General features: G+C 57.1%; 10 protein-coding genes and 4 pseudogenes. 7 read left to right on the forward strand and 7 right to left on the reverse strand.

What is annotated here, in order from left to right:
- Nucleotides 1-256 precede the first annotated feature (256 nt).
- From QFZ94_RS44045 to QFZ94_RS44055, 3 genes are all read right to left on the reverse strand, one after another.
- The gene (locus QFZ94_RS44045; protein WP_227717801.1) at nt 257-733 is read right to left on the reverse strand and encodes a hypothetical protein; all 477 of its coding nucleotides are present in this window, start codon (nt 731-733) and stop codon (nt 257-259) included.
- 1,535 nt (nt 734-2,268) lie between these two features.
- Nucleotides 2,269-2,820, reverse strand: a complete 552-nt coding sequence (locus QFZ94_RS44050) for a GH25 family lysozyme (RefSeq protein WP_429464252.1) — start codon at nt 2,818-2,820, stop codon at nt 2,269-2,271.
- Nucleotides 2,718-4,178 (reverse strand): hypothetical protein, encoded by a 1,461-nt coding sequence (locus QFZ94_RS44055; protein WP_429464254.1) that lies wholly within the window; start codon nt 4,176-4,178, stop codon nt 2,718-2,720. The genes QFZ94_RS44050 and QFZ94_RS44055 overlap by 103 nt, the downstream gene beginning before the upstream one ends.
- A 170-nt stretch (nt 4,179-4,348) precedes the next feature.
- Here QFZ94_RS44055 and QFZ94_RS44060 point away from each other — a divergent pair, with 170 nt between their 5' ends.
- Nucleotides 4,349-5,161 carry an IS5 family transposase gene (locus QFZ94_RS44060; protein ID WP_429464256.1) on the forward strand — a complete coding sequence of 271 codons (813 nt, stop codon included), beginning with the start codon at nt 4,349-4,351 and terminating at the stop codon, nt 5,159-5,161.
- Nucleotides 5,162-5,192: 31 nt separating this feature from the next.
- Here QFZ94_RS44060 and QFZ94_RS44065 read toward each other — a convergent pair whose 3' ends face one another.
- Nucleotides 5,193-6,713: a hypothetical protein gene (locus QFZ94_RS44065; protein WP_429463848.1), complete on the reverse strand. Its 1,521-nt coding sequence runs from the start codon at nt 6,711-6,713 to the stop codon at nt 5,193-5,195.
- A 130-nt stretch (nt 6,714-6,843) separates the two neighbouring features.
- Nucleotides 6,844-7,365 carry a hypothetical protein gene (locus tag QFZ94_RS44070; protein WP_429464258.1) on the reverse strand — a complete coding sequence of 174 codons (522 nt, stop codon included), beginning with the start codon at nt 7,363-7,365 and terminating at the stop codon, nt 6,844-6,846.
- A 560-nt stretch (nt 7,366-7,925) separates the two neighbouring features.
- Here QFZ94_RS44070 and QFZ94_RS44075 point away from each other — a divergent pair.
- From QFZ94_RS44075 to QFZ94_RS44085, 3 genes and pseudogenes are all read left to right on the forward strand, one after another.
- Nucleotides 7,926-8,039 (forward strand): annotated as a pseudogene (locus QFZ94_RS44075) (transposase); the annotation flags it as partial.
- A gap of 38 nt (nt 8,040-8,077) precedes the next feature.
- Nucleotides 8,078-8,431: pseudogene (locus QFZ94_RS44080) on the forward strand (IS3 family transposase); the annotation flags it as partial.
- An 875-nt stretch (nt 8,432-9,306) separates the two neighbouring features.
- Nucleotides 9,307-10,161: a hypothetical protein gene (locus QFZ94_RS44085; RefSeq protein WP_410853250.1), complete on the forward strand. Its 855-nt coding sequence runs from the start codon at nt 9,307-9,309 to the stop codon at nt 10,159-10,161.
- Between the two features lie 262 nt (nt 10,162-10,423).
- Here the strand turns inward: QFZ94_RS44085 and QFZ94_RS44090 are convergent.
- Nucleotides 10,424-10,630, reverse strand: a pseudogene (locus QFZ94_RS44090) (transposase domain-containing protein); the annotation flags it as partial.
- A 179-nt stretch (nt 10,631-10,809) separates the two neighbouring features.
- Here QFZ94_RS44090 and QFZ94_RS44095 point away from each other — a divergent pair.
- From QFZ94_RS44095 to QFZ94_RS44105, 3 genes and pseudogenes are all read left to right on the forward strand, one after another.
- A complete protein-coding gene (locus QFZ94_RS44095) occupies nt 10,810-12,066 on the forward strand; it encodes a site-specific integrase (protein WP_429457814.1) in 1,257 nt (418 codons plus the stop codon).
- Nucleotides 12,063-13,010, forward strand: a complete 948-nt coding sequence (locus QFZ94_RS44100; protein ID WP_429464259.1) for a tyrosine-type recombinase/integrase — start codon at nt 12,063-12,065, stop codon at nt 13,008-13,010. The genes QFZ94_RS44095 and QFZ94_RS44100 overlap by 4 nt, the downstream gene beginning before the upstream one ends.
- Nucleotides 13,007-13,855: pseudogene (locus tag QFZ94_RS44105) on the forward strand (tyrosine-type recombinase/integrase); the annotation flags it as partial. The gene QFZ94_RS44100 and the pseudogene QFZ94_RS44105, both read left to right, overlap by 4 nt.
- Here QFZ94_RS44105 and tnpC read toward each other — a convergent pair.
- On the reverse strand, nt 13,854-15,443 hold the full coding sequence (tnpC, locus tag QFZ94_RS44110; protein ID WP_429464340.1) for an IS66 family transposase: 1,590 nt from the start codon (nt 15,441-15,443) through the stop codon (nt 13,854-13,856). The pseudogene QFZ94_RS44105 and the gene tnpC sit on opposite strands and share 2 nt — an antisense overlap.
- Nucleotides 15,444-15,483: the final 40 nt, after the last annotated feature.

Below are 15,483 nucleotides of genomic sequence, written 5' to 3' on the forward strand. Positions count from 1 at the left end.
AACCGATGCACGTTTCCATGATTTATCGACCGAGCGAGGTTCTTGAAACAGTGACTTCAAGGTAGCTTGGGTGTGTATTTTGCTGAAAGCAGCCTAACGCGCCATGTCTGTAAGAACCTTATTAACGGTTGACGATTTCTAGATATTTGTGCGCTCCCGCTCATCGCCAGCGGTGAAGTCTGGCTATCGCCAGTGTCATCCGCGTGGATATTCGACTAATTCCGCGACTCATCATTTGCGGTAGACGTGCGATTGATTACCGTACGGCCTGACGGTCACCCCCGCGGAGTGGGCGTAGATCACTGTCCGAGCAAAGCTTGTCCAGGTAGTTACTCGCGCGCACTATGATCTCCATGCGGGTGACGCAGATCTGGCGATCGTACTCGTTGATCACCGCAGTGAGGTCATCGATTAACTCTCGGGGAACGCTCCACCTTCCGCTGTTGTCAGCCTCGACGATGATATCTTCGAGGCCACGCTTAACGTTTTCAAGGAATTCGATGTCAAGCTTCCCATGTCCTGCCCGAGTGATAAAGCTCGTGATAATTGTGACCTGCAAGGCTACGTTGATCAGAGGACGGTCCCGCTCGCCATTGCGTAGACGCTCAAGTGCGATGCGTGCTCGCAGCACCAGATCAGACGCCTGTTTTCGTGGCATAGGGAGTAAGAGTGCTTTGCAATGCGCTGCAGCCGATGGTGTCAGCAATGACTGGTGATTTTTGTTGTTGGGCATGTTTGGAAAATCCACAGATTCAGTTCGAGACGGATGTTGGGATGAATCGCCGGTGATCAAGAGTGATTGTCGGACTTGCCCCTGCGTCATTGTATTGCCTCGTGAAGTCCGCGCGCCCTGCAGCGTTAGCTCGCAGCAACATTCATGTGTGAGAGAGACGGGCCGTTTTGATACCAGTGCGAACCGCGGAATGGATCAGGACTCGTACGGTGCTTACCTCTAACCGGAAATAGAGTCGCTCGATAATCGCGAGCCATCCTCTTTCCCTTCCTTGACAATGTCGCCGGAATCGGGGTAGGCTTGGACGTTCTCTCGTGCGGTCGCCTAGGAGTTCATATTTTCGCAGATCGGCGCAACGGGCCGGGCCTGACGATCTGGTGGTGGCCTGTCGGCGGACGCGGTTAGACACGTGCTCGTCAGCAACATCACAAAATCCCTCGTTTCGGGTGCAGCTGAGATTGACATCTCGCGCACGGTGCCGACGGCGCCTGCCAAATGCGCGTTTCTGCCTAAACGCGTGATCCGGCCTCATCGAAGCACATCGACTGAAGACGATTTGCGACAGATGGTGATTCGGCCAAATTCTTCCGGTTTGAGCGACAACGACAACGGTTTTTATGGTCCCCCCAATCGAGCTTATATTTGTTTATGTCGGCGAGTTCTCAATGGATCAAACTTGGCTAAAAGGCAATAAGTTTCGTCCCATCTCGGGGACCATTTATTTGCGAAATGTCAAACTGACGAAGGCTCCTCATCTTGACGTCCACGTCAATTTGACCTTCGAGAACTATAATTTCAACGCTGTGACGTGCACCGAACCATTCGGATCCTTGAGGATGCCGATCGGCTTTGGAAATCGCCCGATCCTGAGGCAGTAGGTCGGGCGATCTGGGTCTATTCCGACATGAATTGGTGCAGTACATCCAGTCTTAAACGCTGGCTCGCAAATGGCGGAATGACTTTTCAAGCCTGAAATCTGCATGCCGCGAACTGGCTGGGATCATAGAGGAGTGGGAATACGAGGTTGGTCAGGCAGGTTGCGAGGTGTTGGAAGTCTCGAAGGCGACTACACACAAGATCGATTTGATTGGCGTCGGCAATCTCGATGAGCCTCCACAAACCTGACGGCCGTCCCTGTCTGCGACAACCCTTCGGGTGCCGGCAGATGCGGCTAGCAATGCGACCGATGTGGCAAAACGTTGTGGTAGATTGTCTCGATCAGAGTGCGTTTGCTGCGAATCGAATGCAAGACGCTCTGATCGATTCGAGCGCTTCGTTCAGTCGCAGTCCGATTTGTCACATGCGTGATTGGTTGGAAAGACGTCATCTAGCCGGAACATTGTGAACATCGATCGATATAGCCGTCTACCTGACGTATTTATGTCCAAGCTTGTCAGACTATTGTTCCAACGTTGACTCCGCCGTTATGACGAGGCTGGGAGGAGGCATTTCCAACAGCCTCCTAGATGTTGCTCGGATTTGCTCGGCACTTCGACCCGACGGCATGCAACTGTCAGTGGCAGCTTGCGTTGGACTCAGTATCTCGGGCGCCCGGGCTTCCTCACACCGTATGGAAGTAAGCTAGATGCCGGCTGCGGGACGGGCAAGCGGACCAGTCGCTGCAATTCCGCGATGGAGCCGTTAAAAATATCGAAGTCAGCCGGCACGGGACTGTTGTGGAAGTGATCTGATCGCTGCCAGAATGTGAAATCCGACCATGCCGGGGGCAACTTCGGCGAGCTTGCGTTGGTCCAGTCGGCAATCCATAAGGGAAACCGGCCGAATTCGGGGGCGCTAAGATACTCGTGGCCAGTCTCCCAGTCGGTGTAGATGATGGGAATGCATTTCATGGTTTCTTGTACCCGCTGGAGTGCCACCGCAAAAATGCGATCGGCCGTCGCAATGTCCGGAACGGAGGCGTGCAGCGGAAAACCCGCGCGTTCGATATCTATCGTAAGGCAGAGGTCGCGCATCGCCGGTGCCCCTATAGTGCCGACCGCGACATCAACTTGTTCGATAGGGTCTTGGTCTGGACGGAAAAAAGATATGCGCCTCGGTAGACGCCCTGCTTCTTCATGATTTTCCAATTCTCGAGGAACTCCGGATCGGGCCACTTGCCGTAGGCGACACGTGCAAATGCGAAATCGATACGAGGAGCGACTGCGAACACCGCCTCCGCTCCTGACTTGCCTCTGCCCGACCACTTTGAGACATCGAGCCCCAGTGGACGCTGGGGCAAATCGACAATGGCAGCCTCCTTCTCATTGCCCTCAGGAATGAATGCACCGATCGTCTCCGCCATCCGTGGTGCCTCGCTGGGCCCGGTTTGCAACATGGCATTAAATGGTCCTGCGCGCCAGAGGTCTCTGGATAGAGCACTCTCGGTCAGCGGGCTTGCCGCGCTGTTGTTGACGGCGACCGTCGATTTCAATTTGCCGTAGCTCTCGACAGCAGGCGCTGGCGCTTGTAATGTGGGTTCGCTCGTTTTCGGCGCTTCGCCCTCACTCTTATGCGCCGCGTGATTGCAGTTGCGATTTGCAACCGTGAATTCAGCCGCTAGGACGCAAAGAAGAGCGAGTATGGACAATATGACTAACCAATATCGGGGCCATCTTGTCGGAGTGCTCGGGGCGCGCATCCGCGCGGTCTGCGACTGTTTCTGACCGCTGTTCTCAATTCGAGAGCCAGCAACTGCCTGTGGTTCTCGCCGGCTCGGATGCTCTTCTGTATGTAGAGCATCCACGCTCGGTATACTGCGGCGCGCTTGCGTACGTTCGTCATCGTCTCGGTCGTCGGTGACCTCCCCAACGTCAGTTTGATTCAGTGCATGGCCTCCTTCGGGAAAACTCACCATTTCGTTCGGGCGGTCCGGTACCCCGATAGCAGCGAGCAATGCAGCCCGCTCGACGGGTTGAATTTGCAACATCCCGTGGGTCGCCTCTTCAAGAAGATCAAAAGCGTCCTGCCCGAGTCGCGCGCTGCGGTACAGAACCTCTCCGGCGCAGTTAACTATCGTAGTTGGGTCCTCTGTGTAGTCTCCGGCTTGATTAATCACGATGCGTGGCTTACCGCGCACGACTTCCATACGCGGCTCGCTGAAGATGGCCCCAATGCAGCGGATGACGCTCCGCGACGTCTCGCGTGAATGGTGTACCTGCATGAGACCTGCTGTGAGGAGCAGGTCAAACAACATCGCCACTTTCAACGTCCGCTCGATCTCACGCGCGTGTTCGGACCACGCGCGCGCTGGCACGTAAAAGAAGGCAGCGGCGAAGGGGGGATGGATGATCAGTCCCCGCGCGGAGGATGCGCTGAACCATGCTTCAGCCCAGATATCATGGAGAGACGCTGGGCCACGCGCGCTTGTGTCCAGCACGGCATTCAACCAGTCGCGCTCGACTTCGGTGAGCGACTGGATGACGCGGGCGATGCGATGCATATCCATAGCTAGAGTCCTAGTACGATCGATATCGGGGCAGGCAGGACGTGGCCTATCCCGATACGAAAATGTTCCCGAGGTTGCAGCCGGCGATTGCGCGGTCCTCGATCCCTTCACGACCTTACAGTGGCTAGAGCGTGTTAGGAACTTCGATTGAGACCTGTTATCCTGGCGGGATGAAAAGAACAGACCGCAAAGGGTATCCGACTGATGTGTCGGATGAGGAATGGAGTTTCGCGGCGCCGTATCTGACGCTGATGGACGTCGACGCGCCCCAGCGCAAATACGAACTGCGCGACATGTTTGATGCATTGCGCTGGATGGCTCGTGCCGGCGCGCCGTGGAGGATGCTGCCCAATGATTTCCCGCCGTGGGAGCTGGTGTATCAGCAGACTCAACGGTGGTTGCAGGCGGGCTGCTTTGAGAGCATGGTGAGCGACCTGCGCTCGGTGATACGCGTGGCACAGGGCCGTCGGGGACAGCCCAGCGCGGTCATCCTCGATGGCCGCACGATACAGTCGACCTGCGAGAGCGGCCCGCGTGCGGGTTATGACGGTTATAAGCGCAAGCGCGGTAGCAAGGTACATATGGCAGTAGACACGTTGGGACAGTTGCTGGCGGTGCACGTAACCCCAGCCAATGAACAGGAGCGCGCACAGGTAGCTGAGCTTGCGCGGCGGGTCCAGCAGGTAACAGGACGAACGGTCAAGGTGGCATTTGCCGATCAGGGATACACGGGCAAAGAGCCAGCGCAGGCTGCATTCGACGAGGGTATTGACCTTCAGGTGATCAAACTCGAAGAAACGAAAAAGAGTTTCGTTCTGCTCCCCCGGCGGTGGGTGGTCGAGCGCAGCTTTGGCTGGCTCAACCGTTTCCGGCGTCTCGCACGTGACTATGAACGGCTCCCCGAAACTCTCGCCGGGCTTCATTTTGTCGTCTCCGCAATGCTCATGCTTGTCCACGCCGTGCCAGTACTTCAAAGTTCCTAACACGCTCTAGTTGATGCAATACCTTGCGCGATTAGGTGTCGCCGCCATCGCCGCTTCCCTTGCCGCCACTGTTACCCCCCGACGCCTCCCTGGCACCACCGTCGCGACCTGTGCCGGAATCATCAGCCGGCAAGCTGATGAACTTTGCCGGGAAGTACTTCGCCATCCATGCTTGCGCAAGTTGCGAGGCAGTGATCCTTTTGAGGTAGTAAGTGATCGGAGCGCCCATATTGCCCGCAAGACATTTCTGGATGTAGTCGTCAAGAGCATTCATCATTGAATTCGTATCGATGATCTTGTTCCTGCCATCATCGATGTCCGAGAGCGCGGACAGTGCGCTTTCGACCTGGCTCGACTTCATGGCCAGCAATTCCTGGCCGGTACGGGCGCGAGCGGCTGCCGATGAGACCGATTCCTGGTCCGTCGCCGTAGCTCCTTGCAGCTTGAGCAGCGCTGTCATCGACTTGGCGCCATCCGCATCGGCGAATTGCTTGACCCCCATCTGCACTTCGTTCGACTTGATCGAAGGAATAGAACCGACAGTGACGAGCGTGCAGTGGGAAGTAACATTCTGCGCGGAGAGCAGCGATTTCGCGTCCTTGCTGAACGAACTGTTTACGCCGAAGCCACCCGAGGCGTTTTCAAACCAGCTCGCGATTTTGAATTGCGTTTGAAGCGACGCAGTAACGCTCTCCATGGCTTGGCGGTTTCGCGTTTCAGTTGTGTTTAGCACGTGGACCATGCCAATAAAGCACGAACCCATCGTCGCGCCGGATAGAATGGTTAGCGCCTTTTCGTCCTTGGTGTCGGACTGGGCTGCAATCTTTTGCATTGAGGCGATCGAGTCAGTCTTAATCATCGCATCAGGGAAAGAGGAATTGAACGCACGGATGCCTTTGTCCACATCTAGAATGAACGGTGCTAGGAGTGCGGCATTCTTATGCGAACATGTCACGCTGATGACGAGCGTACCGGCGATGTCGTGGTTCTGGAGTTGACTGATAACCTGGCTCGTGGCAGCGCTGGAGGTATGTGTCGCGAACTCATCTCCGAAAATACCGACCTGACCGCTGACGAATGAGCCAATTATGGACGAATGTGTCCCTGATCGGAAGTCGCTTGCATCATTGGAAAAGAACTGAACGTTCATCTTGAGACTGTCAGCTGACAGTGGTATCTGCTTGATCTGCGAGCGATCGAAGTCGACCGGACTCTCCGCCGAGTCGCTGATACTGGACATTTTTTTCTTGAGCGGCTGGACTGACTTGATCGCAGCAACTTTCGCTTTTGCAAACTCCTGCGCTGCGGCGGCGAGATCCTTGCCTACCGCTACGGACTCGGCATCGACATGAGAGGTGTCGATACCCATCCCCGCCAGTTCCTGAGACGTCATGTCAAGCGAGCGCTTGGCGGAAATTAGGGAATTGAGAGTGTCTTCTGCGGCATCGGCAGGCGCACAAGCAGCCACAACCTGCTCGAGCAAATGCAGGCGCTCTATACTGACGAGATTTCCGAGCGCAAGCGCGGGATCGTAGGGAATCGCCGAAGGCATGATGGGATACTCCTGTGTCTACGGGTATTAGGGGTCTGTTCGTTAGTGCGACGGTAAAGAAAATCCACTGCTCATCGCAGTGGGCCTACGGGTGCCACATCGGCGAAATACATCGCCCGCCTGAGAGAAACTAGGACGGTGCCGTCTCGTATTCGTCGAGAAGATAAGCCTTGATTTGACGACGGGATATGCCAAATGTTGAGTGCAACGCGTCTGGAGACCAGCCGCGCGCGAGCGCCGTTCGGATAGCGGCACGCCTAAGTGCCTGGAGCAGCCCCCAAACGTTGGGGATATCGATCTGGCCGTTCACGTCGGCAGTATCGCGCCACCGGATGTATATTGGTTCTGGCACGTACAGGCCGGTTCGGTGAAAGAACTTTTCGTGGCGTGTTGGTAGGTAAAGTCGACACCCACCATGGGCTTGCACCAGATCAAGCATCATGCCAAAGCTGGTTGGACGCACCACGTCAGCCAACGAGTTGGGCAGACAACTTAACACGCGGTCGCGATTGCGCTCGCAAAATCGGATACACGGTTCGCGAGATTTCTCTGCGAACAGGCCCGCGCCTCCGATGGAGTGAATGAAACCTTCCTCCTCTGGTATCGCGGCGGGGTCTGCATCATTGATCGGGTGATGATTGATTTGCCACACTGGATTTCTCCTCTTGTCCAACGAGTGCAGGTTACCCAACGGAACTTCACCAAAATAGGGGAATTGCCTTCCCTGGTCGCACAAAGTCCCACTTCTTAATGCTGTTAGGATGTGCGGGGGAGGACATTCAGGGCGTGATTGACGTCTATTTGGGGAGCCGTCCGACGCGGATTGCGCGGGTCGATAGATCGGTCCCCTCTCTCCACACGCAATTTCGCGGGAAACTCGTCCGCCGCAGATGTAACGTGGCATAAATGCCAAACGGGGGTCTGTGTTCCTCAGTGGACGGTTTTAGTTCAATGAGTGTCGCACATGGCGTAACGTGTCAAGCCTTGTTCGGTTAATCGACTAGAGTGAGATCTGTTTTTCTTTTCGCCCGGATTTGTTGGGGATCGACTCCTTAGGAAATTGGAGCGGCGCCTACGTGGATGAGGACGCAAGGACTCTTTAAAGAGGGATTGTATTGTGCCCATCAGTAAAACCTAGTCATTACGTGGAAAGCATTGAAATTTTGACCGAGCGCGGAGTGCCGCAATCAGCGCGCGGCGCAGGAAAAAAATCGCCATGTGCGGGAAACGCTGGAACTGGGAGCTTCGGTGTCGTCCGTGGTTCATCGGCACGGCGTCAACGCCAATCAGTTGTGCGGCTGCCGCAAGCAATGCCAGGAAGGAAGTCTGGCGGCGGAGAGTGTGCGGGAGGCTTTGTGCCCGCATCTGAGCTGGCCGCCGTCGAACAGCGCCTCGGCACAACACAGGCTACGCAGCCGTCGAATGGCTGTCGGTCAATGGCTTGGCCAATATCGACCACCGCACGCGCAGCCTCGCTCGCCAACTGGGTCTTGAGCCGTCGTCCACCCTTGTGCGGTCGCCGCAGAGCAAATGGCATGACTGAATCGTTCGTGAAGGTTGTGAAGCACGACTACGTCGCTTCGTTGGACAAGCCTGACGCACAACCGGCGCTCTCGCGTCTGGCTATCGCCTTTGAACGCTACAAAGAGGCGCCGCACAAAGCCCTGAAAGAGCCCTCGCGTCGCGAGTTCAGGCATGCTGCGGCGTCATCAACCTAACGGTGCCCACGTGTGCTGAATTTCAGGAGCCACTCCAAAAATAACCCCCCGCAGAAATTAGGCTCCGGGAGCGAGCAAGGTGAACGATGAATGATAATCGACACGGTCTTGCTATGACCGCAAAACGCTGCCGGCGAAACAACCGAGTGAGATGTTGTGACAGTCCGGTGGCTAGTTACTGCAACTACAGCGCGGCTGCCATCATGGCCAGTGCCGCGCACCAGGCGTGGCGCCGCGCGCGGGCGCGAACGACCGTGGTCGTGGTGGTTCTGCCCTTAACGGCATCCAATTCGCTGACCCTACTGCGTCGTCAGTCAGCGAAACTACAAAGGCATTGAGCAAGTTTTGGCTGAAGCAACGCGATACAAACTACCGATGCTTTGAGACTGATCAAACCGGCACGATAGCGCGTTCGCTATATTCAATTGCATTCGCGAGGAGGCGTTCGCGCGTCCAGCGGTCGGTTCAATGTTCCGGATTCGCCCTCGTATGGCGGGTGCGCAGAATCGACGGAAAAAATGGATGTATCGGACCGAGCGGCGATCCGAGAAGTGATGTGAGCGAGCAGCACTATGCAGTGCGCTGTGGACGATTGCGTTATTGAAAACAGAGCTGACAGAATGGTAAAGGCGAACCAACCTGTGCATTTTCACACTCCGAATATCGGAAAGCTGCCGGAGCACGCGTGAAAAGTGCGACATATTGCAGGAATTCACGCAAGCGTATCACCAGCGTGCGACGGGCTTTAGAGCCTATCGCACAGGTGTCGATCTCATAGCGGAGCGCTGGGTCGGTGCCAACACACGGCAAGATTCAATAGCGCTGATGCAAGCCGCCTGTTATGCACCAATAGAATTTCGAGTGGGGTTCTCGCTTTGTCAAAAAATGCCGACACCGCTGCCGATAATCCGCTGATCCGCGTCGCAATGAAAGCACATCACGAAACAGCGATGCATATGAACCGGTCCGCATTCGCCTGCTTACAGGCAGCGCCGGATTCCGTTTGTGGACGAATTCCTACGGGCACCGCACACCCGGTCGCTAGTTCAGAGCGCGATGCAGTAATAGAGAAACAACGGTTCGCTGCGTGCCGGAACGAACAACTGGCGACGCAAGTGGAATTGCGTAGGGAAATCCTCATGCTGCGCGAAGCACTTACTGAAAGTGACGATCTGATCGCCCTTCATAAGATTTATCGAGAGAGCGCGGAGAAGCGCGCTGCGGCCGAACGTGAAAGCACACGTGCAATGCGAGTACAACTGAGCAAAATGGATGTACTGAATAGAGCGTTGCAAGCGGAAGCAAGTGCGATGGAGCGGGTTTTGAATAATCCCTCATCCTACTTATCGGGTCGGAAGGCCCATCCGCTCGCGGCATTGCAGGGCAAGCGCGTTCTGTATGTCGGGGGGCGGCCCGGATCTCTTTCTGCAATCCAGTGGCTCGTGGAAGCCTCAGGTGGAACGATGGCGTGCGGCAGCGACACGGTGGACTGTACCGGTTTGCTGGCCGCCGCGTTGCCGGATGTGGACATGCTCATGTTCCCTGCCGACTGTATAGACGACGATACCGTGAAGATGTTCGAGTGGATCTGTGAGCGCAATCGTATCGCGTGCTATCAACTTCGCACGGCAAGCTTGGCAAGTTTTGTGGAACTCATCGACCGGCTCAGCGCATTTGCGAAAACGGGTGCTGCTGTGCGCTCCGCGCGCTTTTGCCCGAGGCACGGCTAGGAAGCCCAATGGCAGGCAGCCGAGTTTAACATGCAGCGAAAGGAACGGTGCTGAGGACTGTACGAAAACTCCTGCTATGGGCCAGCCCTGTCTGGCAGGATCTTTTGCTACCCACACACTAAACGAAACTCGAAGGTCACTGAGCGATCACAAAAGGAGAATTGCTATCACGTGACATCGGCGGGCTGCATTATCCTCCGTCGCAACGCCACTTTGGACGTAAGCGTGGCCCCAGCGACGTCTTGACTGGAGACTGAGATCTTTAGACTGCGGTGCGGAGCTGATCGGCAACGACCCACGGTACGAGTTCATCAATGCGGTTGATCGCATGCTCGGCGATGCGTGCGAGCACGAAGCGCAGATACGCCTCTGGATCGATACCGTTGAGTTTTGCGGTGCCAATGAGGCTGTAGATCGCGGCGGCACGGTCGCCGCCGGAGTCTGCCCCAGCGAACAGATAGTTGCGTCGATTATGCTGAGATCAGCATAATCGACGTTATGCGCACTTCAGGATTATGGGGAGAACAATCCGTCCCGCGAGTCTCCGCCGAGCTCCAAGGCGTCTAGAGAGCAGCGCCGAGGGGTTCTAACTCAGCATAATAATCTGTGGTCTGATGAAGTTCCGCGAACCCGCCTGCGGAGACCATCATGTCCACCGATGCATGCCTGAAACGTCTCGCTCGCCGAGACTGGTTGATATACGGGCCGCTGAGCCAGTTCATCGATTCGTACATTGGTGAGCTGGAACGGCTACGTTATGCTCAAGGTACTATCGGAGCATATCTCCGATGTCTGGCTCATTTCAGTTATTGGATGAGGAGCCAGCGGCTATCTGCTTCCGACGTTGATGGGGCGCTTGTCGAACACTTTGTCCGGCATCACCTTCGAGTTTGTCGTTGCCCTGAACCCCGCCGATCCGTTGTGTCGGAGACACGCGCAGCGCTGCATCATCTTTTGGCATTGCCACTTTACGCGGATGTCGTGCCCGCGATCGCGCCAGGGCTGCTGGCAGACGAGTTGCACAACTTCCATGAGTATTTGCGCGACACGTGCGGCCTTGCTCCTTCGACGTGCGTCTATCGTGCTCGGCACCTCGAAGCATTTTTCGCTAGCCGCACGCCAGATGGGTTCGCTGCGTCCATCAATCTGACTACGCCGGCCGTCGACTCGTTTCTGACCAGCCTTGCCGGACAACACTGGAAACCCAGCTCACTCGGACTCGTCTGTACTAGTCTGCGAAGCTATCTGAGATTCCGTGCGTTGCAAGGTGACGATACTCGCCTTGCTGTTTTGACTTTGCCGGTGATCGCCAACTGGCCAAACCGGAAACCGCCGAAGGTACTCTCGGATATCCAGCTCGAGCATTTCCTGCAGGCCTTTGATCTCAACATCCCGTCCGGCATGCGCGACTATGCCATTGCTCGCTGCATTCTTGATCTTGGCCTGCGCGGAGACGAGGCCACCCGCCTGACACTTGACGCAATAGACTGGCGACGTGGCATCGTGACCTTACAGCACACCAAGAGCCACCGTGCGCAACGTATGCCGTTGCCTGAACAAGCGGGTGCTGCTTTAGCTCGATACCTGCGAGGGGGGCGGCCGCCAACCGACAGTCGATTTATATTTGTACGCCACCGGGCGCCGTTCGGCGTTCCGTTAAGCGTCGCGGCGATTCGCAGCGCTATGAATCGGGCGTTCGCACGCTGCAACCTGGACGATCAGTTCTGCAATACGCATGTGCTGCGGAGGTCAACCGCCACTCGTCTGCAGAGGGCGAACGTCTCGATCAAGGAGATCGCTGATCTGCTACGGCACCGGAGCTTGGACACGGCCCGCGTCTACGCTCGTGTGGATCTTGAACGCCTGCGCGAGGTTGCCCTGTCATGGCCGGGGAGCACGGCATGAACATCACCGGCGGTTGGGCCGCCCGTGTGGCGGCATATCTTGCGTATCGACGCAGCTTCGGCTTCGAACTAGCAATTGATGGCAGGCAGCTCGAATCCTTCGCCCGCTTCGCCGATCGGCGTCGCGCAGAGCATCTGACTCTGGATCTCGCGGCGGACTGGGCTCGCGATTCGAAGCGTGCCTCCTTGATTGGCTGGGCTCGCCGTATCGAAACACTGCGCGGCTTCGCCAAGTTCCAGATGCGTTCAGATCCCACAACGGTCATCCCACCGAGGAATTTGCTAGGTCGCGGACACCGTCGGCTGGTGCCACATATCTTTACTGAGCAGGAGATTCGAACGTTGCTGGCCGAAGCCAGCCTGCTTGGGCCACCTGGAGGTTTGCGCCCGGCAACGTGTTGCGCGTTGTTCGGCTTGCTGTTGACGACAGGATTGCGGATCTCCGAAGCGATTCACCTGACTGTTGCGGACGTCGATCTCGATGCTGGTGTTCTTAACGTCCGCAACTCCAAATGTCATCAGCATCGCTATGTCGCCATGCACGATACAGTCACCAGGCAGTTGCGGGAGTATGCCAACTTCCGGGACCGATTTGTCCCTGATCGATGTTCGGATCGCTTCTTTCGGAGAGAAGGCGGTCAGCCGGTAACCCAACGCCAGATGTTGTACACGTTGCACGCAATATGTGAGAGGCAGCTCGGCTGGAAACCTCGCGGAGACTACCGTCGTCATCGTCTGCATGATCTACGACATACCTTCATCGTGCGCAGCGCGTTGCGCTTCTACCGAGAAGAGGAGGACATAGGGAGATGTCTGTCAGCATTGTCGATCTATGTAGGACACGCCAAGGTAGTCGATACCTATTGGTACTTTACTGGCATCCCTGAACTGATGAACATCGCGGGCGAACGCTTCCAACGCTACGCCGAAGGGGTTCCAGCATGAACAATACCCTGTTGGCTCGACCTGCCGAATTCGCCGCTTTGGTCCAGCGCTTCTTTACCGAGCGTCTGATGCAACAACAGGCTGCGAGCCCGGGAACCGTCGCGGCATATCGCGATGCATTCCGTCTTCTGCTCGGCTACGCCGAAGAACAATGCCGCAAATCAGCTGCACAACTTACGTTGCTCGACATCGACGCAGACCTCGTAGTTGGATTCCTCGCCTACCTCGAAGTGGAGCGCCACAACTCAGTACGAAGTCGTAACGCGAGGCTCGCCGCAATACGCGGGTTTGCGCAGTATATGGCGTCCCAGTGCCCGCAGGCTCTCTTTATCGCACAGCGTATTCTGGCCATCCCGATGAAGCGCTCCGACAAGCCAATGCTGGGATTCCTCACCCGTGACGAGGCAAAGGCGCTCCTGGATGCCCCTGATAGAGACACCTGGTATGGCAGGCGTGACAGGGCACTCCTCAAAGTGCTCTACAACACCGGTGCTCGGGTCTCAGAACTGACTGGCATCCATGTCAGCGATCTTGAGTTCGATGTCACTCCGAGCGTGCGCTTACACGGGAAAGGGCGCAAGCAACGGACAGTACCGATATGGAAGGATACGGCTGTCGAACTTCGGCGCTGGATCGAATATGCAGGCCTGCGCGCCGAACAACCTTTGCTACCTAACCGCTGGGGAAGATCGATGACGCGCTCGAACGCTGCGGAGCGGATTGCCGTCGCGGCAAACGCAGCCGCGACACGCTGTCCGTCGTTGATCGGGCGATCGATCTCGCCGCATACGCTTCGACATACGACCGCAATGCACCTGTTGCAGTCCGGCGTCGATATCACGGTCATTGCACTCTGGCTCGGACATGAGAGTCCTTCGACAACGCACGGTTACGTTGAAGCAGATCTCGCCATGAAGGAGCGTGCCCTGGCAGCGATTGCCCCACTGAAGACGCATCGATCCCGCTACCGGCCGCCAGACACGCTTCTAAAGTTTCTGGAGGCCCTTTGATTATGTGGAATCCTACGTGGCGAGCTCCGCCTGCTGTCCGGCTCGCCACACTTACCTGGCATAATCCCGAAGTGCGCATAACGTCGACCGATGGCTCCCCGCGTAGCGCGCGCTCGACTGGCAGGTTATCGATTTCGAGCTGGCCATCATCGCAATAGCGTGTGAGCGCTTCCCACCGGTTTAGCGCATAGAGGATCGCCCGACTCGTATCCGATTTGCGCGAGAGCGTCTCCAGCATCGTTGTGAGCCACGCGTGGAGTTGATCGAGTAGCGGCCGCGCATGCTCCTGGCGATGCACACGGCGCTGGTCGGGCGGCTTACCCCTGATTGTTTCCTCAATCCTGTATAGCGCGCCGATACGCTCAAGCGCCTCGGTGTTCAGCGCATTCGGGCGCGCCGCGTGCAATTCATAGAACTGGCGTCGAGCGTGCGCCCAGCAAGCCGCCTCCGTGACGCGCCCGGTTTCGTAGATGGCCTGGTAGCCGCCGTACGCGTCGGCTTGCAATGTACCCTTGAACGACTCGAGATGCTGTTGGGGATGGGTGCCCTTGCGATCTGGTGTATAGGCGAACCACACCGCCGCCGGCGTCATGTCGGCCGAGGCACGATCATCGCGCACGTACACCCACAATCGACCGGTCTTCGTTTTGCCGTTACCCGGTGCAAGCACTGGAACCGGAGTGTCGTCGGCGTGCAGCTTCGTCGCCGACATCACATGACGACGCAGTGTTTCAACGAGCGGCTGCAGCAGCGTCGCCGCGTGACCGACCCACTTCGCAAGCAGCGAGCGATCCAGCTCGACACCTTCTCGCGCATACATGACGGACTGCCGGTAAAGCGGCAGATGGTCTGCGAACTTCGAGACCAGCACGTGTGCCAGCAGCCCTGGTCCGGCCAGACCGCGTTCGATGGGACGACTCGGTGCAGGCGCCTGAGCGATGTGGTCGCAACACACGCACGCAAACTTCGGGCGCACATGACGGATGACCCGGAAGCTTGCCGGCACATACTCGAGTTGTTCTGCGACGTCTTCGCCCAGCGACTTCATCTGGCCACCGCACTGCGTGCACTTCCCGGCGGATTCGGGCAAGTGCGTATGGATCTCGCGCGGTAGATGTTCGGGCAGTGGCTTGCGGGGTGCCTGTTCCACGGCCGTGCGCGGCGTCTTCGGGATTTCGACTGGCGCCGCGCCTTCGTCGGCCTCAAGCTCTTCGAGGCGCAGTTCGAGTTGCTCGATCTGATGGTCCAGCTTCTCCGACTTGCGACCGAACTGCATACGGCGCAGCTTGGCAATGAGCAGCTTCAGGTGTTCGACTTCGGCTGTACGTGCAGCCAACGCGGCTTGTTGCGAGTCGACCGTTTCCTGCAGTTTGATCATCTGCGCGTCGCGCTCGCGCAGCGCCGCCTCCTGGCTGAGCAGCATCGCCTTCAGCGTTTCGACATCGTCGGGAAGTGGGCTCGCG

Origin of the sequence: Paraburkholderia sp. JPY465 (assembly GCF_050436725.1) — a bacterium.
GTDB classification, from domain to species: domain Bacteria; phylum Pseudomonadota; class Gammaproteobacteria; order Burkholderiales; family Burkholderiaceae; genus Paraburkholderia; species Paraburkholderia youngii.

Coding starts and splice junctions, on each gene's coding strand:
- tnpC (WP_429464340.1), bottom strand. CDS start 15,443: ATGCTGCTCAGCCAGGAGGCGGCGCTGCGCGAGCGCGACGCGCAGATG.
- QFZ94_RS44060 (WP_429464256.1), top strand. CDS start 4,349: ATGAAAAGAACAGACCGCAAAGGGTATCCGACTGATGTGTCGGATGAG.
- QFZ94_RS44095 (WP_429457814.1), top strand. CDS start 10,810: ATGTCCACCGATGCATGCCTGAAACGTCTCGCTCGCCGAGACTGGTTG.
- QFZ94_RS44065 (WP_429463848.1), bottom strand. CDS start 6,713: ATGCCTTCGGCGATTCCCTACGATCCCGCGCTTGCGCTCGGAAATCTC.
- QFZ94_RS44055 (WP_429464254.1), bottom strand. CDS start 4,178: ATGGATATGCATCGCATCGCCCGCGTCATCCAGTCGCTCACCGAAGTC.
- QFZ94_RS44100 (WP_429464259.1), top strand. CDS start 12,063: ATGAACATCACCGGCGGTTGGGCCGCCCGTGTGGCGGCATATCTTGCG.
- QFZ94_RS44045 (WP_227717801.1), bottom strand. CDS start 733: ATGCCCAACAACAAAAATCACCAGTCATTGCTGACACCATCGGCTGCA.